The sequence below is a fragment of the Vibrio sp. A2-1 genome, from assembly GCF_021728355.1.
GTDB lineage: Bacteria > Pseudomonadota > Gammaproteobacteria > Enterobacterales > Vibrionaceae > Vibrio > Vibrio splendidus_K.
Genome location: NZ_JAKKCO010000001.1, coordinates 1017110 through 1039204, shown reverse-complemented (window position 1 = coordinate 1039204; position 22095 = coordinate 1017110). Strand labels below are relative to the sequence as shown.

The 22095-nt window shown below is 43.3% G+C and carries 18 protein-coding genes; 8 read left to right on the top strand and 10 right to left on the bottom strand.

Annotation, left to right across the window (positions count from 1 at the left end):
* Positions 1-67 precede the first annotated feature (67 nt).
* Genes L3V33_RS04385 through L3V33_RS04375 form a run of 3 tightly spaced genes read left to right on the top strand, consistent with a single transcriptional unit; the run spans position 68 to position 2639 of the window.
* Entirely contained in the window at positions 68-778 is a 711-nt protein-coding gene (locus L3V33_RS04385; RefSeq protein ID WP_237290167.1) for a response regulator transcription factor, read from the top strand.
* On the top strand, positions 775-2028 hold the full coding sequence (locus L3V33_RS04380) for a HAMP domain-containing sensor histidine kinase (protein WP_237289315.1): 1254 nt from the start codon (positions 775-777) through the stop codon (positions 2026-2028). The genes L3V33_RS04385 and L3V33_RS04380 overlap by 4 nt, the downstream gene beginning before the upstream one ends.
* The gene (locus L3V33_RS04375; protein ID WP_237289313.1) at positions 2028-2639 is read left to right on the top strand and encodes a class I SAM-dependent methyltransferase; all 612 of its coding nucleotides are present in this window, start codon (positions 2028-2030) and stop codon (positions 2637-2639) included. Before L3V33_RS04380 ends, L3V33_RS04375 begins: the two co-directional genes overlap by 1 nt.
* A 137-nt stretch (positions 2640-2776) precedes the next feature.
* Here the strand turns inward: L3V33_RS04375 and L3V33_RS04370 are convergent, their stop codons facing one another.
* Positions 2777-3925 carry a DUF3541 domain-containing protein gene (locus tag L3V33_RS04370; protein WP_171310736.1) on the bottom strand — a complete coding sequence of 383 codons (1149 nt, stop codon included), beginning with the start codon at positions 3923-3925 and terminating at the stop codon, positions 2777-2779.
* A gap of 283 nt (positions 3926-4208) precedes the next feature.
* On the opposite strand from L3V33_RS04370, the gene L3V33_RS04365 reads away from it, so the two are divergent.
* Entirely contained in the window at positions 4209-5564 is a 1356-nt protein-coding gene (locus L3V33_RS04365) for a diguanylate cyclase (RefSeq protein ID WP_171310735.1), read from the top strand.
* A 164-nt stretch (positions 5565-5728) separates the two neighbouring features.
* Positions 5729-7312, top strand: coding sequence for a DEAD/DEAH box helicase (locus tag L3V33_RS04360; protein WP_054543020.1), 1584 nt, complete (start codon positions 5729-5731; stop codon positions 7310-7312).
* A gap of 560 nt (positions 7313-7872) precedes the next feature.
* On the opposite strand, the gene L3V33_RS04355 is transcribed toward L3V33_RS04360, so the two are convergent.
* Entirely contained in the window at positions 7873-9402 is a 1530-nt protein-coding gene (locus L3V33_RS04355; RefSeq protein ID WP_017085410.1) for a DUF3612 domain-containing protein, read from the bottom strand.
* A gap of 169 nt (positions 9403-9571) precedes the next feature.
* On the opposite strand from L3V33_RS04355, the gene L3V33_RS04350 reads away from it, so the two are divergent.
* Positions 9572-10168 carry a hypothetical protein gene (locus L3V33_RS04350; protein ID WP_171316518.1) on the top strand — a complete coding sequence of 199 codons (597 nt, stop codon included), beginning with the start codon at positions 9572-9574 and terminating at the stop codon, positions 10166-10168.
* Between the two features lie 187 nt (positions 10169-10355).
* Here L3V33_RS04350 and L3V33_RS04345 read toward each other — a convergent pair whose 3' ends face one another.
* From L3V33_RS04345 to L3V33_RS04320, 6 genes are all read right to left on the bottom strand, one after another.
* Positions 10356-11372 (bottom strand): GGDEF domain-containing protein, encoded by a 1017-nt coding sequence (locus L3V33_RS04345; RefSeq protein WP_171308014.1) that lies wholly within the window; start codon positions 11370-11372, stop codon positions 10356-10358.
* 401 nt (positions 11373-11773) lie between these two features.
* A complete protein-coding gene (locus tag L3V33_RS04340) occupies positions 11774-11986 on the bottom strand; it encodes a cold-shock protein (RefSeq protein ID WP_004730009.1) in 213 nt (70 codons plus the stop codon).
* Between the two features lie 360 nt (positions 11987-12346).
* On the bottom strand, positions 12347-13624 hold the full coding sequence (locus tag L3V33_RS04335) for a cytosine deaminase (RefSeq protein ID WP_017079618.1): 1278 nt from the start codon (positions 13622-13624) through the stop codon (positions 12347-12349).
* Between the two features lie 9 nt (positions 13625-13633).
* On the bottom strand, positions 13634-14872 hold the full coding sequence (gene codB, locus L3V33_RS04330; protein ID WP_054547135.1) for a cytosine permease: 1239 nt from the start codon (positions 14870-14872) through the stop codon (positions 13634-13636).
* A 719-nt stretch (positions 14873-15591) separates the two neighbouring features.
* Complete coding sequence (locus L3V33_RS04325) at positions 15592-16815, bottom strand: HlyD family secretion protein (protein ID WP_054547134.1); 1224 nt, start codon at positions 16813-16815, stop codon at positions 15592-15594.
* The gene (locus tag L3V33_RS04320; protein WP_054547133.1) at positions 16809-17159 is read right to left on the bottom strand and encodes an MFS transporter; all 351 of its coding nucleotides are present in this window, start codon (positions 17157-17159) and stop codon (positions 16809-16811) included. The genes L3V33_RS04325 and L3V33_RS04320 overlap by 7 nt, the downstream gene beginning before the upstream one ends.
* A gap of 133 nt (positions 17160-17292) precedes the next feature.
* Here L3V33_RS04320 and L3V33_RS04315 point away from each other — a divergent pair, with 133 nt between their 5' ends.
* Positions 17293-18300, top strand: a complete 1008-nt coding sequence (locus L3V33_RS04315; protein ID WP_237289311.1) for an AraC family transcriptional regulator — start codon at positions 17293-17295, stop codon at positions 18298-18300.
* A gap of 310 nt (positions 18301-18610) precedes the next feature.
* Here the strand turns inward: L3V33_RS04315 and L3V33_RS04310 are convergent, their stop codons facing one another.
* Positions 18611-19567 (bottom strand): LysR family transcriptional regulator, encoded by a 957-nt coding sequence (locus L3V33_RS04310; RefSeq protein WP_237289309.1) that lies wholly within the window; start codon positions 19565-19567, stop codon positions 18611-18613.
* Between the two features lie 132 nt (positions 19568-19699).
* Between L3V33_RS04310 and L3V33_RS04305 the strand changes: the two genes are divergently transcribed.
* Complete coding sequence (locus tag L3V33_RS04305) at positions 19700-20461, top strand: hypothetical protein (protein ID WP_237289308.1); 762 nt, start codon at positions 19700-19702, stop codon at positions 20459-20461.
* 58 nt (positions 20462-20519) lie between these two features.
* Here L3V33_RS04305 and L3V33_RS04300 read toward each other — a convergent pair whose 3' ends face one another.
* On the bottom strand, positions 20520-21695 hold the full coding sequence (locus L3V33_RS04300; protein WP_171310730.1) for an outer membrane protein transport protein: 1176 nt from the start codon (positions 21693-21695) through the stop codon (positions 20520-20522).
* Between the last annotated feature and the right edge of the window lie 400 nt (positions 21696-22095).

The window sequence follows — 22095 nt, the reverse complement described above, 5'->3', positions numbered from 1 at the left end:
AATAGGCTAAGGCATTACAGAACTGCGCATTACTAGCCACAATATAACTAAAATAGAGGTCGTCATGATGGCAGAATCCGTCACTAATAAACTCACAGATAAGCTTCAATTGCTTTTGGTTGAAGACGACCTCGATTTGGCCACTGCTGTTATTGATTACCTCGATTTAGAAGACATCCAGTGTGATCATGCAGCAAATGGTCTAGCTGGACTCAATCTAATTGAAACTAATCGCTATGACGCAGTAATTCTCGATCTCAACTTACCTAAAATGAATGGCTTGCATGTTTGTGAGAACTTGCGGGCACAGGGGATCGACACACCAGTATTGATGCTGACGGCGCGTGATACGCTTGATGATAAGCTGACAGGCTTTTCAAAAGGTGCCGATGACTACTTGATCAAACCATTTGCGATGGAAGAGTTGATTGTTCGAGCTCAAGTATTGGCAAAGCGGCGCAGTGGTCAGGTTAGCCGCTTATCGGTGAGTGATCTGGAGATCGACCTTAAACAGCATCAAGCTTATCGTGCGAACTCACCTCTCAAGCTTTCCCCAACTGCGCTCAAAATCTTAGAAGTTTTGATGCGATCTAGTCCTAATCCTGTTTCACGAGAGACGATCATGCAGGGCGTGTGGGGCGATGATCAACCAGACAGTAATAGCTTAAAAGTGCATATTTTCAATCTACGTAAACAAGTCGATGCTGAACAAGATAACAAATTACTTCATACCATTGCGGGCAAAGGGTTTGCGATTAAGGAGCAACCAGAAGGATGAAGATTAGACCAAGCTTAAGAATCTATGTATTGCTGGCGATTTTGGTTACGGGCGTAACGACGATTCTGGTTCTATCAGCATTGAGTATAAATTACTTTATCTCAGGTATGGATGTCGCTATGCGTGGCTCTATGATTGCTCAAGCTCAGCAAGAGGTTGTGAAACCGGGCAAGCCTATGACCAATCAAGAGTTTACGGTTGCAACGCAATGGAGCGATTTACCACAAGGTATTCAAACTCATATTGAGCAGAGTAACGTTGAGTTAAATGTCATATCAAAAAAGGTTCTTGGTAAGTCAATCTTTGCACCGCCAAAAGAAGGTTACTTTGTTATGAAAGTGATGAAGGGAGCCGAAGTGCGTTACGTTTCTGCTGTGTTTAACCAAAAACAAGACCATTTCTTAGAAGACAAGGCACTGCCTCACTTTGTGACAATTTTCCTGACTGCGTTAGCCGCGATTGTCCTGTTTTTCGCGATTTTAGTTTTGATATTACGTAAAGTAGCATCGCCTGTTGAACAGCTAAAGAATTGGGCCAAGTCGTTAGACAAAGATAACCTCAATGAACCCACACCAGATTTTCACTTTAGTGAACTGAACACTTTGGCTAACATCATTCGTGATAGCTTGAGCTCTGTTCAAAACAGCTTAGAGCGGGAGCAGAAGTTCTTGGGCTATGCGAGCCACGAATTACGTACCCCTATTGCTGTCACAAGAACCAACAGTGAACTGCTAGAGAAGCTGATTCAAAAGGGTAAGAGCCCAGAAAAGCAGCTTGAAGTGATAGACCGAATTAAGCGCGCGGGTTTCACCATGACAGACCTGACAGAAACTTTGTTGTGGCTCACCCGACAACAAGACAAAGACCTGCCTCTGGAAAACGTACATCTTGGCGAACTGTCGCAACAGATTACCCACGATTTAACCTATCTATTGAATGGAAAGGCGGTGGTTGTGAATCTTGAAAGCGACGACACTCAATGCCAGTTACCAGCTGGACTAACCCGAATCGTGCTGACCAATTTGATTCGCAATGCTTTCCAGCACACAGGAAGCGGTACCGTGAATATCGTTCAAGTGGGTTCAAAAGTCACCATTGTTAACAACAACACTGATGGTACGGTGGAAGATAATCATTTGGGCTTTGGTCTAGGGTTAGAGCTCACCGAAAAGCTGCTTGCGCAATATCAATGGCAGTACCATAACCAAGAGCTGGCTGGTGGCCGTGAAGTGTGGGTGGATTTCTCGTAATGCACTGGCGTGATCGTTTTAAGGTGTATTGGTATCACCGAAAGCAGACTAACCGCTCAAATGGCGACCAAGCCAAAGCTCTAGGTTGGACTAGTGAAGAGAGTCAATTGTGTCGCTTTGAAGTGATCGCTCGTTCGGCTGACTTCGAAAAGAAGAGTGTTTTAGATTTGGGTTGTGGCTATGGCGAGTTGTTTGAACTGCTCGACAGCATCTATCGTATTCAATCTTACACCGGCGTTGACCAACACGCAGGCTTTCTAAAAAAGGCTAAGCAGAACTACACAGAAGATCGTTGTCAGTTTTTGTCGGGTGACATGAGCAAAATGAAACTTGAGGTGCATGACATTGTTATCGCTAGTGGTTCACTGAACTACATCTCTCGTGATCCTGACTATCTGACAAACATGATTACTCGTATGTTTGAGTTGGCGAATCAGACGGTGATTTTTAATCTTCTCAACTCAAGCCAATATCCTTCACGTAATACCTTGATGAGTTATCACACTCAAGGTGTCTATCGTTTCTGTAAAACGCTCTGTGATGATGTCTCTTTAATAGAGGGCTACGCAGAAGGGGATTTCATGATAGTGATGAACAAGGTCTGCTCCTAAACCTAAACCTAAACCTAAACCTAAACCTAAACTTGAGCCAGATCGAAGTGATGGTGTGGAAATAATTAAAAAAGCCGCAGGCCTTGAAAGGTATGCGGCTTTTTGGGTTCTATGACCAACCTAGGCTAGGTATGCTGCTAGTTCTTCGGTGGTTGGTTTTTAATAAGTCCGTAAGGGATGTTAGTAAACACTTTAGGATTGCCTTCATAGGTCGGCGCTTCATTCACTTGCTGCCAATCGAGCAGCATGATTGCTAACACGTTGCGGTGTTCACCGTACTCAAGATCAAAATCACCAGTGATAGAAGGAATCATGCCTTGTTTCTCATCGATAGAAGCTTGAATCGCGAGCCGAGTTTTCTCGACAACTGGGTCATCTTCTAAACCTGCCAGTAAGAAGGTTAATCCAACCTCAGCAATCACATCTTCTTTCGCACGTAGCAGAATCGTATCGATATTTTCTCTGAAGTAATCGTAGATCCATTGATGATCTTGCTCGCTCACTTGATGCTGATAGTACTCGGAATCGCCAAAGATGACGTGTGTCATGCCGTAGAGTTTGTTGCCAAATTGCTGACTTGAAAGCTTCTTATCTTCATCGTCTGGGTACGCTTTCTTGAAGGTGTCGACGAACTCATCAACGACATCTTGTTCACCTAATTGGCGCAGCCAGTAGACTTGATTGGCGAGTTGAGCCGCCCACGCTTTCACCATGTCTTCGTTGGTCACGTATCGTGAGAAATCATAGCGACGAATAATTTCGCGCAGCTTAGCATCGTTCTTGTGCTCTAAACCGTATTCATTAGCACGAGCCATAGAGCCTAGGAGGTCAACACCAAGATAAAGGTATTCAGGCATGTGCTTGGTGATGTTGTAGCGTCGAACACTGCGCTCATCGTTATCGCCAACATAAGAAGTAACGCGCTTCTCTGAGTAGAGTACGATTTGTTCCATGGTATGAACGTCATTAGACAGGGTGCTGAGCTTACTTGCCACTCGTGCCATGTCACTCCATACCGCAGCAGAATATTTATCGTCTAATGTTTGGCGATACATACGCAAACCATAGTGACCCTCTTTGAAGGCTGGCAGGGTATAGAGTTGGCTTTCGTAGGTCGTACGAATGAGGTCTGCAGATTGTTTGAAAGATTGTTCATTAGAGTTAAGAGAATCTGCTTGGATTTGAATACTCGGTACATTTGTCGCCAGAGCGTTCTCTTGTGCGTGAACAGCGACCGTAACTGAGGCCGATAGTAATGTGCACAGTGTAATCGTTTTTAGCTTCATGTCGTGAGGTACCAAGCTGATTAATAGTCTATGTAAAATAACATCGATGAATCCTTTAATGTAAGGTTTGAGTCAATACAATGTAAGCTTTATAAGGTTCACTAACCCTTTTTGATTAAGCAATTAGTATAACCAACAGACCTGAAGTGATGAATGGCACAATATTTGATAGATAGTAGACGTTAGTATAGATTTTTAGTGACTTAGCGGCATACTGGAGCAATAAGCCAGAAATGAGCCGTTATAAGGCAGTATATAGAACAAAAGTGTTAGAGGTTCGTAAATGCCAAGTGGTTCTAGCAAGCAGTGGTCTGCCAAAGTAGTATCTTTTCTTTTTTTCCTAGCGATAGTAGGCGCGATTGAGTTCTTTCACGCCAAGCAATTAACTTTTCTTAAGAATGAATCTTATTCTGAGGGGAAAAAACAATTATCCATTATTCGTTCTCGGATCGAAGCCGCGATCGTGTCAGATATGTATATCCTCAACAATTTCTCTACCTTAGTGACCATCAACCCTGATGGTGAGGTGAAAAGTTGGGACAAGATTGCTGAGAATATTATTCAAGATGGCTTCCATATTCGACTTATCGCACTCGCCAAAGACGACATTCTAAACTTTGTTTACCCAATGGAAGGCAATGAGCAGATTCTTGGTATTAATTATCGCGATTATCCCAACCAATGGGAGTCTGTTGAGATAGCCCGTAATCTCGGCAACACTGTTATTGCTGGGCCTTTTGAATTGTTTCAAGGTGGTCAAGCCCTCATTACGCGAACTCCGATCTTTCGAGACCCACCTTTTAATCAAGACTATTGGGGTGTATCCAGTGCTGTTATTGGTTTAGATGAGCTGTTTGACGATGTCGGAATTGGGAAAATCGAGAACAAGTACGAACTCGCGATTCGCGGTGCCAACAGTTCGGGTAAAGATGGCCCAGTCTTTTATGGCACCCAGGATGTGTTCGATAATGCGTTTGCCACCGAGCAGGTGAGCTTTCCTTACGGTGGTTGGTACCTTGCTCTCTCCGGTAATGAGCATGTATTGATGGACGTGCCTTGGTATCGAGTTCAAGCGGTAAGGCTGGTGGGTTACACCATAATGTTAGTACTAGCGATTGCCTTTATTACTATTTATCGCCTGTATCTAATTGCTGATAGCCGTTCTATGCATGATGAGCTTACGATGTTACCGAATCGTCGATACTTCATGTACAGCCTCAAGCAGGCATTTAAAACCACTCAAAAGCAGAGAGCGAGAACCTTTGCGGTTGTCAATATCGATCTGGATGGGTTTAAAGCGATCAACGACACGTTTGGTCATGCAGCTGGCGATCAGGTGTTAGTTGAATGTGCCAAGCGTATAAAGAGTGAGTTGCGCGGTTCAGACATCGTGGCAAGGATAGGGGGGGATGAGTTCTTAGTCTTATTGCCACGCATCATCGATGATCAACATGTATCGTCGATTGTGGCTAAACTTCGTAAGGTGATATGTACGACACCAGTGGTCTACGAGACGTACTCAATTTATCTTCGAATTAGTGTCGGTTGGGTTATTCATAACAATAACTACGATGATGTCGATGCACTCTTGAAAGCGGCTGATGAAAAAATGTACGAACATAAGCGACAAGTTATGTAGGTTGAATTGGAGCTGTGATTAGAATTTAGTTGCTGAATGTGGGGAAAAGCCTCAGAATACCGCGCTTTGCTCCTTATCAATCCTATTGATGAGCGAAAGCTGTAGCAACGACTTCTTTCTGCGCGTTGCTCATACTAAATGTTATTCAACTGAGAAAATAATCTATGAGTTTTACCTCCCTGGGCCTTTCTGAACCGATCCTTAAAGCTATTGAAGCACAAGGTTACGATAAGCCATCACCAATACAAGAGAAAGCCGTACCTGCTGTCCTAACGGGCAAAGATGTTATGGCCGCTGCTCAAACAGGTACAGGTAAAACTGCAGGCTTCACGCTACCTATTCTTGAAATGCTGTCAAAAGGCCCTCGTGTACGTCAGAACCAAGTACGTGCGCTAGTGCTAACACCAACCCGTGAGCTTGCTGCGCAAGTGAATGGCAGCGTAGTGAAGTATGGTATTAACTTACCTCTTACTTCTACGGTGGTGTTTGGTGGTGTGAAAATTAACCCTCAGATGCAAAAATTGCGTAAAGGTAGTGATGTACTGGTAGCAACACCGGGTCGTCTACTTGACCTATACAACCAAAATGCTGTGCGTTTTGATCAACTAGAAATTCTAGTGCTAGATGAAGCTGACCGCATGCTAGACATGGGCTTCATTCGCGATATCCGTAAGATCTTGGCTTTTCTACCTAAGAAGCGCCAAAACCTACTGTTCTCAGCGACGTTCTCTGATGATATTCGTGGCTTGGCGAAAGGTTTAGTTAACAACCCAGTTGAAATCTCGGTAAGCCCTGCGAACTCAACAGCACCAACCGTTGAGCAAAGCATCTACCCAGTAGATAAAAAGAAAAAAAGCGCAATGCTAGCAAAGCTCATCAAAGATAATGATTGGCGACAAGTGCTTGTGTTTAGCAAAACGAAACATGGCGCAAACAAGCTTTCACACTTCCTTGACGAGCAAGGCATCTCAGCGGCTCCTATTCATGGTAACAAGAGCCAAGGCGCGCGTACGAAAGCCCTAGAGAACTTCAAAACGGGTAAAGTCCGAGTATTAGTGGCGACAGATATTGCAGCGCGTGGTATCGATATTCCGCAACTGCCTCAAGTAGTGAATTTCGACCTTCCAAACGTATCAGAAGATTACGTTCACCGTATTGGTCGTACTGGCCGTGCTGGTGAAGTGGGTAAGGCAATTTCATTGGTTTGTGCTGATGAAGTGGGTGAACTGTTTGGTATCGAGCGCCTTATTCAGCAAGTGCTTGAGCGCCGTGAACTTGAAGGTTTTGCACCTGTAAACAAACTGCCTGAATCTCGTTTGGATTCGCGTCCGATTAAGCCTAAGAAGCCGAAAAAGACACGTGAACACTCTGATGGTCAACGTTCTGGTGAGAATGCTCGCGGGCACAAACCAGCAGGTAAGAACAAGCGTCATGTCTCTGGTTCAGGTTCTGCTCCTAAGCGTAAGCCTAATGCGAACAAGCCTAATTCAGGCAACAAAGCTTCTGACAGCAACTCAACAGTTGCGGGTGATGATAAATCTTTAAGAAATAATGGCAGTAACTATAAGCGTGGCAATGCGGCAAACAAGCCTTCTACGAATAGTTCTGGTAAGCCAGCTGGTGCAGGTAAACCTAAGAAGTCTGGTTTCGGTGGCGGTAATGGCTCGAGCAAACCAGCAGGTAATAAGCCTACAGGTAACAAGCCTTCACCATCTAGAAGCCGTTCTAAGCCTGCACCTCAGAAATAGTAGCTCTTTGGTAGACCGAAAGGTTGATAAGGCAGCTTTGTAGCGTTTCAGTAACGAGAATTACTTTTTTAAAAGGTTCTCGTTTATTAGCGTAGCGAATTTCTGCAATTTAACTCGAATAAGCGCGAATATTGAATTTCAATGTTCGCGTTTTTTTATGGGTATTATTTTGCGAATTAGAAGTGATTTCTTGGCTGTAAAAACGACTGAATCAAGAAGAAATACGCTATTGAGAGGAAAGGTAATGATTCGTTAATGATTTATTAATAACAACATAATCACTAGCGTTTTTGTGGATCTTTGCAATTTGCAATTCCAGTTTGCAAAACAAGCAGGGATTTACGGCCAATACGTGTTCAGATGCTTAGTAAATACGTGTTTCAAAAGTTGGCACGTATGCTGCATTAGTAATGGTGACCCTTCTTAAGCCGAGGGTCACCTAGCCAACTGACGTTGTTAGTGAACCCATATTGTTCACACAAAATATATGACCAATCACCTTTATTGTGGTTGGTTTTTTTTTGCCTGAATTTTGAGTTCGACTTGTTGGTTTTACTTTTTTACTCACCACACTTCGAGTAACAGCTTGGTTGGCGAGGGCACTCTCCACCTCTGGAGCAGATAAGCCTAGCCTCTGTCTCAATCCCACGTTCAATCCAATTTATATTTAGAATCTTGGCTATTGTCGTGAGATCTTTCTTGATGTTACGTGGGATTACCACAGAGCCACCATTGTTGACGCATGACGCCTTAAGCTGCTCTGCTATATCTCTTGAATTACCGCCTTGAGCATCAATCGCTGGGTTTAAGTCTATACCAGCACACAACACGCGATTGTTACCCGCAGGATCCGTCATATTGATGGATTCACAGCAATAGATTCTTGGCTCATCTCCCACATTTAAAATGGAGATCTGAGCTGAGCTACCTGCCCGAGGTTCTGACAATCGACGGAATACAGCCCAATGTTGACATGGGTCAGCGACCGTTCTCATATTCCCCCAAGGCAGTGGAATCCCGTTCCCGCGGTATACCGCCTTGAGTTTCCCCGGCCCATAAGCATCAAAGTAGTGCCAGTGAGGGTAGGGCGATACTACCGTCATTCTACGCATCGCAACAGAGGGGGAAACCCCCGCTCTCTTATGAACGTCTATTTCGTAACCAGTGCGGTCTAGCAGCTGTCTAAACGGGACTTTCGGGCACAGAAGTGCTCCTGCAAAGAAACTGGATTCAAAGTCTCGCCACGCTTGCAGAATGTCTTGAGAGTTCAGCTGTGAAGAGCCTGAAACCTGGTTGTCATCCCATGTGTTGTTGTTACCGACCGACAACACACTCTTTAATCCTTCTTTGCTATGCAGAATGCAATGGCCGATATAAACCGAGAGATCGTATTTCAGACGAGTGGGGTACTCTTTGAGGATTTCGTTTAAAAAGATCGTACCGGGAGGCTCAAAGAATGAAGTAACCAGTTGCTTGGCATTAATTCCTAGCTCGTCAACCACGTCTTGCGGCGTGCGCGTAACCCAGCGGATATTAATACCAAGGGTTCTAGCGATGTCTATAAGGTCTTCTACGCTCAGGTTAAGACGTTTTAGGCCAACCTCCTCTGCGGCGCGCTCAAGGTCAGGAAAGTGGTTCTGGTTGCTTTCTTGGTGTGCCCTAATCAAGAGGTGCGCAAACTGACGGCCAGATATCCCCGTTTGTGACAGCATCTCAGGAATCGCAATCTGCAGGATGTCGTTGGAGAAAAGAAAGCTAGGCTCGAGTGCCATGCCACTTATCCCACCACGATTCCCTTTGTCAGGTGCAATGGCTTGTTGTTCTGATTCGTCGTCGAGGAACCACGTTGGGGTCTTCTGAAAAACCTGCGCAATCACTTCCAGCATGTCGATGCTTGGCACACGCTTTCCACGTTCAATCATTGAAAGGTAAGATACGGAAGGTGCGTATTCTGGGTTGATTCGAATACAACGCGCAGACAGATCTTCCATCGTTAAATGGTTACGTTTTCTTAGGTTACGTATTTTCGTACCTAGGAAATGAGACTGACGAACTAAACTTTTTGACAAGGCCATATTTGTAAAATTCACATTGTAAAATTTTTGTTGTGAAATTGTATGTAAAAAAGCGCTAATCTACAAACTAAGCAATTCACAAAATGACAAATAAGTTAAACGTTAGTTTGGAATAATTGCTCTAGGACACATTTTTGCTGTAGAAATCGGTGGTTATCACCGGGCTAGTCAAGAGGGAAAGACTATGAATATGCTTACATTCGATAAAACAGAAATCCAAAAACAATCAAAACCATTTATCGCTGAAGCTGTCTTTGCCGTGGAGACAATCAGTGCCAACCAGCAAACAGAGAAGCAAGTGAAAGCAAAACAGCTGCTTGATCGACTGTTCCCACTAGAGAATGGTTCACATCAAGACGTAACCAGCTACGTAGTTGATTACCGCCATATCATGGCTTACTTTAAAGATGGCCAGCACGGCGGCCTAAAGCACCCTAAACAGTTTGTAGCGTACATGGGTGAGAAGAATGACCCAGACTCTATCTTGTTCCGAGATGGCAGTGGCAGTCACTTAGAAGTGATGTTTGGATGTCATAAAGGGACGGGGTGTATTGAATTGGTAGAGATCGATGATATTCAGTTAGAATCATGTACCACGTTCGGTCAATCGCCAGTGGAAGCAACCAACACAATGCGCGAAGAGACCATTGCAGCAATGCGCCACTGGATCAGTTTGATTCAAGGTGATGCAAAGGGCAAACCAAAGGCATGCAGCGAAGATAAAGAGTTCAGAGCAAAGAGTGGTGAAGATTACTGCCTGAATTACTGCTACCAACTTTAGTCGTATGAAATAAGGTTTGGAACGCTGAAGGGTTTGACCCCAGTAAGTACTAAGCCGATACACATAGCCAACGAAAAAGCCCCAAAGATTAACGTACTAGTTAGTCTTTGGGGCTTTTTGTTGTTTTTTTAAATGTATATCAATTCGCGTTCACGGGTTCTCATTAAGCGGAACCAGCGGTGAAACCTTAAAGAGGCATGACTCGGTTGCGGCCAAGTGATTTAGCTTCGTAAAGTAGCTTATCAGCTCGTTCGATCAGTGATTGCGCCGACTCACCGGGCTCAAGTTCAGCGACACCAAACGATGCGGTGATACTACCGACTTGTTGACCACTGCGACGATCTTTAATAGACAGCTTTTCTAGAGAGCGTCGATTAGTATCTGCGAGCTGACGAGCAATACGCAAAGACTTGTTTGGCACGATGAGTGCGAACTCTTCACCACCAAATCGATACGCAGAAATACCCTCACGACAACTTAGCTTCAGCTTGCGAGCTATCCCTTTAAGAACCATATCGCCAAACAAGTGGCCATAGGTGTCATTGAAATTTTTAAAATGATCGATGTCGAGAAGAATTAAACACAAAGATTCTTTCGCTTCACACAAGGTTTCTATATCACGGTCGAAAGAGCGACGGTTATAGAGTGTCGTTGTACTGTCAAAGAGCGCATCTTTCTGCACTTCTACAAGTTGGGTTTTAAGCTTGGAAATTTCTGATGTAGCAGAGTGCAGCTGAGAATTTAGAAACTGAGTAGAGTGACGAATATGACGAGACTCAGAAACCAGCTGACGAACCAACGACATGACTTCGTCGATCGATAAACTTTCATTATCAACACGAGCCAAATCCTCGAAGCTTTTATCGATCATGTCGGAAAAAGCGGAGGTATCGGTGAGAGTATCATTCATTGAATTCGAAACTTCAGAAACTAACAGTTCTAGGTTAGCGCGAAGATCGTTGATATTGGTTTCAGATTTACTCGCAACGTAATTGTTGTAAAGCTGCTCACCAACGGCTGGAGGACAAATGCCGTAGTGTTCTAAAATACCATCCATGTCTTTAGTTAGCTGTGGGATAGCATTATCGACATAGGTGTACCAAAGTGCGTAATTTGCAGGTGTGGTAGACACTCTGTTCTTCATCATAAGAGGTACCGCTTTTTTTAGATTAGCGGTGGATTTCTGGAATTCGTCTTTTTTCATTATTTTTACTGCAGATACCAAACTAACTCAAGCCACTTGTGGACAAGGTTAGCGGATTTCGCAGGTCTTTGCTTTAAAAATTATATGATTAATCGATGAGGATTGGATAAATAACTCATTTTTATTATGAATATCGATTGCGTATTCATAAATGGTGTCTAATGGATTGTTCTTTAACCATATTTTTGGTTATTCACTATGGAACATAGGTTAAGTTTTTTATTAAAACCTTAGTCTGGGAGAGAACTGTGATTTCAGAATCGATTGGAGAAGTAACTCGATTGAAGAAGTAACGCAGAAATTTGAATCGAGAGAGGGAAAGGATGAAAACATTGATGAGCAGATACAAAAAAGCGCCGATAAAAATCAGCGCTTTAAAATTCTTTTTAGCTAAAAGCTAATTATTGAGCAACAACGTTTGCTGCTTGTAGGCCTTTTTGACCGTTTTCAACTTCGAAAGAAACCTTTTGGCCTTCTTTCAGAGTTTTGAAACCTTCTGAAGCGATTGCACGGAAGTGTACGAATACGTCAGCACCGCCGTTGTCTTGAGAAATGAAACCGAAACCTTTCTCTTCGTTAAACCATTTTACAGTGCCAGTATTTGTGTTAGACATAATTTGTCCCTTATTCATAAATTTTCTAAATTGTTGATTGCATTACTGCAATGCGCTGATAATTGAATTATTTAATGTTGCTAAGAAATAAGGAAAAACTACTTACAAAAACGGGTAACGATTTTACATGTCATTTTTTACTATTCATCTAACTTAAATAACTCCGGCTAACAGAGCGAGTGCATGTTAACACAGTCTTTCCGGTTGTACACTCATTGATTGAGAAATCAGCGAGTTTTTTTGTCATGTTGTGCTCGTTAACAAAACCACCTGAAATAGCTGATGGTTTTATAAAATTACACGCCGTGACAAAGTAAAAAGGACGCCTAAGCCTCCTTTTCATCATTAGTATAGACGATATTATCGTTTGAAGTTGATATCTTCAGTTTTATCTAAATTAATTTTTGTTTTCGCTGGTTGAGTCTCTGCGATTACCTTGCCGTGGCGAATTGAGTACTGCACTGGTACTTGGCGGCGCACGGCATCAAAGCCATCGTCAGCAGGAAGAATTAGCAGGCTTCCTGGCTTACCTTCCTCAATACCGTAGTTGTCTTGGATGTTCAATGTACGAGCTGAGTTCTTGCTGATTAAATCAAGAGAGGTGTTAATTTGGTCGTAGCCCATAACTTGTGTTACGTGCAGTCCCATGTGCAGAACTTGAAGCATATTCGCTGTACCCAGCGGGTACCATGGGTCAAACACATCATCATGGCCGAAACACACATTGATATTAGCCGCTAGCATCTCTTTAACACGAGTCACACCACGACGTTTCGGGTAGTCGTCGAAACGGCCTTGTAAGTGGATGTTCACTAACGGGTTTGCCACGAAGTTAATGCCAGACATCTTTAATAGACGGAATAGGCGAGATGCGTAAGCACCATTGTAAGAACCCATTGCTGTAGTATGGCTTGCCGTTACCTTATCACCCATGTCGAATTTATGAGCAAGGGCCGCCAGTGTTTCAACAAATCGAGATTGCTCGTCATCGATTTCATCACAGTGAACGTCGATCAGACAGTCGTACTTGCGAGCAAGCTCAAACGCATAGTGCAGAGATTCAATACCGTACTCACGAGTGAATTCGAAGTGAGGGATAGCACCAATAACGTCAGCACCAATTTTCACGGCTTCTTCAAGCAACTCTTTGCCGTTAGGGTATGAAAGAATACCTTCCTGAGGGAATGCAACGATCTGGATGTCGACCCACTCTTTCATCTCTTCACGAACTTCAACCATCGCGCGTAACGCAACTAACGTTGGATCAGATACGTCAACGTGAGTACGCACGTGTTGAACACCGTTAGCAATCTGCCATTTCAGTGTTTGTTTCGCACGAGACTTTACGTCTTCGATTGATAACAATTCTTTACGCTCAGCCCAACGCTCAATACCTTCAAACAAAGTACCAGAGATGTTCCAGTTAGGTTCTCCAGCCGTTTGCGTCGTATCTAGGTGAATATGCGGTTCACAGAAAGGAGAAACTGCAATGCCACCTTCAGCATCAAGGATGTCACCTTGATGATTGATTGGTGCGTCATTATCGAGAATGCGAGAAAATTGACCATTTTCAATCAGGATTTGTTTCAAGCCGTCTTGGTCTTGAAGCTTCGCGTTCTTGATTAATAAGGTTGTCATAGTGTGTCCTTAAGCGGCCTGAGATTTCAGAGCGTTTTTATTCAATAGAGGGTTAAGCACGAGGTAACTGATTGCACCACCAAACACGGCATTCAAAGGAACGATGCCAGGAAGGAAGTGACCGGCGGCTACGCCTGTTGCTACCGCGATAATGCCAGCCCAGTTAACGGTTTGGAACTCTGCTTTTGCAAAATCTTTGTAACGTTTACGGTTCGCAAAGAAGTCGGCGATGATTACGCCACCAATGGGTGGAATTGCCAGCGAAAGGAAGGTTAACCAGCCAACGAAGTTGTTGTACAACCAAAGCGCGAAAATCGTACCTACGATACCGTTAATGATAGACATTGTAGTACTTGAGCGACCTGTGATGTTAGATAAACCAAGACCTGACGCATAAAGTGCGTTTTCATTGGTTGTCCAGATGTTCAAGCCTAGCACGATGATAGCTGGAAGAAGTAGTCCTTGCGCAATCATCACGTCTGAAATGTCAGAGAGCCCCGTCGCTGCAGCACCTGCCGCGCCAAAGATAAACATCAGTGAGTTACCGATGAAGAATGCGACCATGGTAATTAACACAGCGCTCGCTGGCTTTTTACCAAAGCGAACGAAGTCGGCAGTCAGCGTACCTGCACTCACAAACGAACCGACAACCATTGCTAACGCCATTGAGAAGTCCATTGGTGTTTCCGGCTCAATCAGTTGTAGCTGTTCTAGCCCGCCAACACTGTCTACCGCAGTCAGTACTGAGTAACCACCCAGAATTGCAATTGCAGGAACCGCAATCGCTGAAAGCACCATGAGTGCTTTAATACCGAAGTACACTGTACCCGTCATCAACAAGCCAGATACGATAATCAAGGTGTTGGTATCAATGCCCGTGGCTTTCTGAACTGGAATGGCAAACATTGCCACGCCCACACCAAACCAACCGACTTGTGTACCACCAAGTAAAGCCGAAGGAAGCCATGAGCCTTTAGTACCGAAAGAGAAACGAGCAAGGAGGTGAGTAGAGAGGCCAGTAGATGAGCCGATGTAGCCAAGAAAAGAAGTGTAAATACCGAGAATTAGGTTACCGATGAGTACGGCGAGGAAGAAATCGTTGAATGAAAGACCTGTCCCGAGTGAACCACCTGTCCACATACTTGCAGAGAAGAAAGTGAGTCCAAGCATTACCATGGTGAGTGAAGCGACTCCTTTCCTAGCCGATGTAGGAACCGGCCCAAGACTGTAGTTATTATCAGCAGCCATTTTTTACCTCCGCAAATGATCAAAATTAAATTTAACGGTCGCCGTATTGCAGGCAAACGTGCGCATTATGGTGATATAAATCACGTAGTCAATGGTAATTTTGTCAATGAAAGCGGTTTGGAATCAGTTATTGAACTAAAAGCAATATAAAACATAAGGTTATGTTTTGTGATTTTTTAATTAAAATAAATAGAAAACGTTTTCTATAACGCATCAGGTATCTGTTGTTCATAGTTGGCTATGAATGTTGATTATTATATTTATGAATGGGTGTCTGTATATTGGGCGGGCGATGTTTCTTAAATGACAGGCAAAAAAATGGCCAATCGCAATATTCGCAATTGGCCTATATATATTGTGAACAACAAAGGTTCACTAACAACGTCAGTTGGCTAGGTGACCCTCGGCTTAAGAAGGGTCACTGTATACATTGCAGTTAGTGTGCCAACTTTTAAAATGACGAAAAGTGGGTGTTTTATAGCAATCTGGTGCGTATTTAAGCGTTTATTTCGCGTTTTTGTAATACTCCGTTGCGTTTTGCAAGTGCGTTTTGCAATGTGTGGTAATTACGTAAGGGTAAGGTTGGTGAAGCGATTACCGAATGTTGCTTAATCTTTTGACTTCTGTGGTGTTCTTCTTGCAATAAATGGTGAAATAAACAAAAAGCCCGTGCGATCTCAGATTTCACGGGCTTTGTATTGTTGCATCTAAGAGAAGTATTAGATGGAGTAGAAGAAGTACAACTGAGACTTCATTCGAATGATGATTCCTCGTATTACGTCTAGGAATGCCATAAAGCTAATTGGCTTCTCACCGCTTACCCAAGCTAGCCCAACGGAGCCGACAGGAATATCGTAACCTTCCGCTTCGTCAATTTTTAAGCGAACAAAGTGGTGTTTGTTCTGGAGGTTTCTGCCTGTGGTAACGCGAACCTGTTCATCAATACCTAATAAGCTAGCTTGTGCCTCACCCGTCGCTTCAACAATGCCTTCTACGGTTGCAGAGAATATTTTTCCTGGGTATACCGCGGTCGAAAATTCTGCTGGCTGACCTACCTTAACATTGCGAATCGCTTGGTGATTGACTCGCATTAATACGTACTTCTCTTCGGTATACATCTGGATACGAGGCATCATCGAAACGCGCTGACCCTCACGAAGGATAAAGTTCGTTACAAAGCCGTCAGTCGGTGCAGTGACTTTGGTGCTGTTTAGATCCCATTGTGCTTGCGCCAGTGTTGCCTTAGAAGAATCAACCTCAGTTTGCTTCTTGCTCACATTGGTTTCAGCTTTGTGGATATTTAATTTCGCATTCTCGGCATCGACTTCTTTTTTACTGAGTTGTGACTCTAGCGTAGTGACATTGTGAGTTGCTAGGTCAACCTTTGCTGTTTGTTGGTCGATGTCAGTTTCTGTAATCGTATGTTCTACGACGCTGTTTTGTTTCTGGTACCGGTCAAGGGTCTTAGATTGCAGCACTAGATCTGTCTTTGCTGACTCTATCTGTGCAATAGATGTTTTGATGTCTTCTAGCGCCGACTGGTAGCTAATTTTAGCAATGCTGACTTCTTGGCGAGCTGTGTCTAAAGCGACTTTTGTTGACTCAAGTTGAACGCTTGCTTTGTCTCTCGCAATCACATATTTGGTGTCATCAATTTCGTAAAGAAGTTGCCCTTCAACCACATCTTGGTTTGGGCTGATGTGAACCTTGGTGGTTTTTCCTGTGACCGCTGTTGAGTCCGGACGTAATTGAATATGCGGAGATTGAACAACTGAACCGCCCGAGAGATCCATCGGCGTGAAGTTGATTAACCCAACCCATACGAACATTAACCAAGATGTACCACCTAAGTAAGCAAACGCTTTGGTGCCTTTGTTCCAAGGCATACCTACCAATCTCAGTAAGTAAATGAACAGTGCCCAAATAGCTAAGCCTTCTAACATACTGGGTTCTCCTCATTTTTATCACTGTGTTCTGGTTGAACGTCAGACTTTGTCGGCGCTTTCCAGGTGTCTCTCAGATTGATGATCGCTTTTTCCATATCAACAAAGGCCAAGATGACGGCGAGTACCCATACCCAGTGCCAGATAAAACCAATCCAAGTTAATGCGGTGATTAAGCCGAGCTGTTGGTGCTCTTTGCTGTGAGCTTTATTGATTGGTAATTCATGCACACGCCAGAACCCATAACATGCAGCAGCGATAGTTGCGATCAATACAACGCCTGCTACGACGTGTAGAGCGGTATCGGCGCCGGTTCCGACAAATGGGACACTTACTAAACTCATTGATAAATCCTAAGTTAAATGATGCTCCGAGTGTGATGGGTGTAGGATTTACAAGTTGTAAATTTACTAATTACTTCGATAATGCTATCTATATGATTTGATCTGTCATTGAATTTATAAAGGTCTGCCATTAATGAGTAATTGTAACTTCTTAAGAGCGTTAGGGATTTTGGGAATCTATCGGTACGCCGTGACGAATCCTATGGTTAATGCGGACAGTTTGGGTATTCCGAAGTCTGTATTTAATAATTCAATGAACCTTATTCCAGTTAGTGAAGTCGACAAATGGTTTGGCTTGTTGGAATTACAAACCAATGATCCGGATATCATTTTGAAATTGGCTGACCGAGTTGATATTGAAAGGTTAGGCCCGTTAACTAATTGGTTTTTTTCTGGGCATGATCTTGCTTCGACGATCCGTAGAGTCAACATCGGACTTCATTGTTTGCAGTCGGGTGCTTTCTTATATGGTGCACAGGTAGGGACAATGATTAAATGGTGCTACGACAACCCTGCGTACTCGGAAACGGGTAAAGTGCATGACTCGATAAGAGTGGCAATTTTCATTATGAAGATTTTACGTCGATATTTGGGTGATGATTTTAAACCCGTTGCGGTATCAATTGCGGGCCACCGAGATAACGTCGATCTTTACCAAGAGTATTTCGGTTGCACGATTCAGTGGGGGCAGCCGCGCACTGAAGTTTGGATCCCTAGTGAGTCGAGGTTATCCATCAATCAATCACCATCGAATAGTAAAACAAATCTGGCGATGAATTTTCATGACTTGGATAATTATCTCAATATGCCGGATGCTGGTGATGAACATAAGGTGACTTATGAGATGATCAATTATAGTCGTCATTTTGGTTTGCCTACCTTACATAAAGTTTCCAGTTTACTCGGTCTATCTGAACAGCAGTTCCAGCGACGATTACACAAATTGGGTGTTAACTTTTCTACCATAATGGGATACGCGTTAAGCAACGTGGCCGTGGAACTGTTGTTGTATTCAGTGCCGATAGAAGAAGTTGCAACGAGATTAGGTTATACCAACGTTGCGAGCTTTAATCGGATGTTTAAGAAACATCGAGGTTTGACGCCCAAGCAATATATTGAGCGCTTAAAAAACGGTCTTTAAATGACTCGACTTGATTACCCTAGGCACTTACTGTCTTCTGATCTTGTAATTTTTGTACCAGTAGCCCGGATATAGGTACAGGTGGTGACGAGTACACGTTTCATAGAGTATTTATTCACCAAGGTGGGTGTCCAATTTTATTTATATCGAGAATTACGACCTTAATGGAACTAAAATAAACACTGTGCAGAAAAAATACTGCAAATAAAGTGGTGTTTAAGAAAGTGAGTCATAATTTATTTAAATATTAAAAATCACCACTTCATTATCATTTTTTTAGTCACATGTAAGCAGTAAATATACGTAATGGCTATATGTTAATTTCGGTTTTTGTTTTTAATATATCTAATTTCTCTTGAAGAGAGTTACGGACAATATTGATACAGAATCGATATAAAGGGTGGTTGTGATTTCGTTCTAGGTAATAAATTGCATGATACGTTTTGTCAGGAGCTAAATCAGTTAGCCATGCAGGTTGTACGCAATCAATAGAGATCGGACACATCGATGCTGAGAGCGTCTCTGTTATCGCTAGAATGTCTGAGTGCTCAGCGAGGCATGTTAAAACAGACATACTGGCAGACCGGTATTTGAAATCAAAAATCTCAGGATGTCGACGTTCAAGTATCGCGTTAAAGTTAGTCAGTCCAGGAACAAGAATCCCTCCTGTAGGATAATGGTTAAAGTGTTCCAATTTGAAATTACCATGAGACCATGGGTGGCCTTTTCTCATGATAACAATGGGTTCACTGGAAGTTAGCTCAACGGAACGGATCGATTTCGGAGTGTCAATTGGGCCGAAATTCAACCCAATATGGACATCGCCATTTTGTATGTCGGTGAGTGTTCGATCTGTCCAGGTGGTAACATTCAGTTTTGCTTTTGGAAATGAGTTAAACACAACCGAGCTAGTTAATTCTGTAGCCATAGCTTCAAGGAATACACTTGATACTGCGATAGTGAGCTCACCATCGAATTCACTTGGATCTTCAAAAAGCTCTGAAAAGATCCGATTGTCTAACGCATCGAGTTGCTCATTTAAGCCCAAACCAATAGCATCTGCTCTATGGGTTGACTGTAATTGACCATTGGCTGAATAAAATAACTTGTCGCCAGTATGGTCACGTAATTTCGCTAATGTTTGGCTAACCGCCGATTGGCTAATACCCAATGCCGATGCAGCTAACTTGGTGCTTCTATGAATATAAATAGCATCAAACACGCGTAGATAATTTAGGTTCACCTGTTCATTATATTTTTTGTACATAATATTCCTAGCCTCTGCTTAACATTATTAATCGATAGAATAAGTGATGCTTATTTTTCGTATAAGTAGCGTGGAAATAGTCATCTACATATAGTTGCACCATCTTCTTAAGTGTCAGTTTTGGTGTATACAATGAAAAATATTAAAATAGCTTCTCTTTCTTTAATAAGCACAGCATTAGTTTTAGCTTCAACTTCGGTATTTGCAGAGCAAAATTCTGAAAAAAACAGTCATGAGTATCATGATGCGGACCCTCGAAACAGCAGCATGAGAGCGGCGGTATTTTCAGACGATGAAGGAGAGCTCAAGCTCCTTGCTGGTGGTGGTGCTTCAGGGCTAACGAGTGATATATCCCAGACCGTTGGTTTTGCTGAATATTACACTCAGTCAGAGAATGCTCGATTGAGAGCCGCTCATTTTGATTCTCTTGGTGGTGTCTATGTTGACGTTTACCAACTAAAAGACGCAGCTAACATGTACACCACAGGCTATATGCTGCCTCTAGGTAGTGAAGATGGCACCTTGTTCTTCCCTTCGTTGAACTATACCTATGTCGACGGTGGTGACGCATACTCAACATTGAATGGACTAGGCGTGCCTCTACAGGGTAATGAAGAAGCTCACTTAGGCTCAGTTAACATGTACGCGCTACACCCTTGGAACGATACCCACTTCTCTGTGTTTAATATCAATCTTGGCTCATCATACGGTGGTGCTGAAATGCAGGTGGCTAATCTAATGTGGTTGCAAGGCATTAAAACTAAGGTTCAAGACAAAGACTTCAACATCATGTTTGAATTTAAATACGATGTGATTTCTATCCAAAATGAGCGCGGCATTGATGAAACTTCCGAAGAAGTGACGGCTTCTATTGGTATTGATTACCGCTTCTAACACCGAGAGTAAAACGTTGAACTCGAGAGTTCAGCGTTTGAAGTTACTGCGAGCAACATTAGAAAGTGATGTTAGTACCAATGAAGTGAATATGGCCGTCGAATGAACCAGTTACATCAACTTTTTGTTTTTCAACATCAACAGTACCAAGGTCTGCGAACTCATAGAACATGTCGATACGTACGTCGTCCCAATGTGTGCTTGCGCCAACAGAGTAGCGATACTGCTCACCAACTGGTAGGTCAACCCATTGCTTTGTTGGGTCGTCTTGTGGAGACGTTTCGTAAGAGAAGCCCGCTTTTAGGGTCCAATCAGCGTTAAGTTGGTAATCGGTACCGATGGCGAATTTCCACACGTCATCCCAGTCACGTTCGACAGATACAATTTCGTTACCATCACCGCCATAAATAGGAGTTTCTGGGTAGTCGCTCCATTTGTGCCACTGTACTGAGCCAAGTAAGGTAAGTTGTTGGTTTAGATCATAGCTGCCGCTTAGGTCAACTATGGTCGGGAACATGAGTTCAGTACTTAGCTTAGTATCTCTGACTTGATTTAGATTTACAGTGGCGTCTACGTCAAATTCGTGTTCTAGCTTAGAACGGTAGCTAAGTCCGACAGACCAGTCGTCTTCTTTATACATTGCACCAGCATTAAAGCCCCAAGCGAAGTCGCCGTCTAAATCGGTTTCTAAAGTGGAGGTTTTTGCTTCCAAAATGCCATAGTTTAGTTGAGCACCAATACCGACAGATACTTTCTCCGTCACCTTAAAGCTTAGTGCTGGGTTAAACTGCACCGCCGTGACTAAGGCTTCGTCTAGGCCAATCGCACCTTCCCAATCATTGCCATAGTCGACAGCGGTTCCGCCAATAGAGCCGAACATCAGGCCTAAGTGGACATCTTCGTTTAATTGAGTGACATGGAAAATACCGATAGATGGCATAACGGTATGTGCACTTGCATCTCCTTGGGCTTTGCCAAAGTTACCATTGTTTTGGTCTGGCGTATCGGTGTAATCCATATGCAGATCTAGAACCATGGCATTAACTGTCGTTTTGCTTTGACCCATGTGGGACATGGTTGCAGGGTTCGTATACGCAGCAGTAGCGGTCTCGGTATAAACGCCGTCGCCAGCGCCAGCGGCACCTGCATTTGCATAAGTCGCTTCTTGCATGAGTGTGCCACTAGCATTGGCTAGATTTGAAAAGATAAGTAAAGCGAGAGCCGTTTTTCTCATGGTGGTTTCCTGCAGGTTAGCTTTGAGGGCATGGATTAGTAAACTGCAGATAGTGTAAGGAAGGACTGGTTGGAGATATTCAGTATTTTTTCTGTATTGAATCAATTCCAAGTATTGAAAGTTCCGAAAACAATGTGATTTCGAGAAGAGTACTAGGGCGTGTTGATCTTTCGAGCTGATTTTTGCAGCGAGTTGCTGGGTATTTATACAAGGCAGAGGCGTCGATGTGTAGCTAGCCTACATGAGAAGCCGATAACGTAGTAGAAATGGCCAGCAAACGCTGCCCGAAGGGTTCGGCTAAAAGCGTTTTACTCTTTGTTAAGGGGGATTTGCTTAGAGTGACTAGGCTACTTCCCCCTCGCCGCGATTAAAACGCTTTTATCTCGAACAAAATTTAACC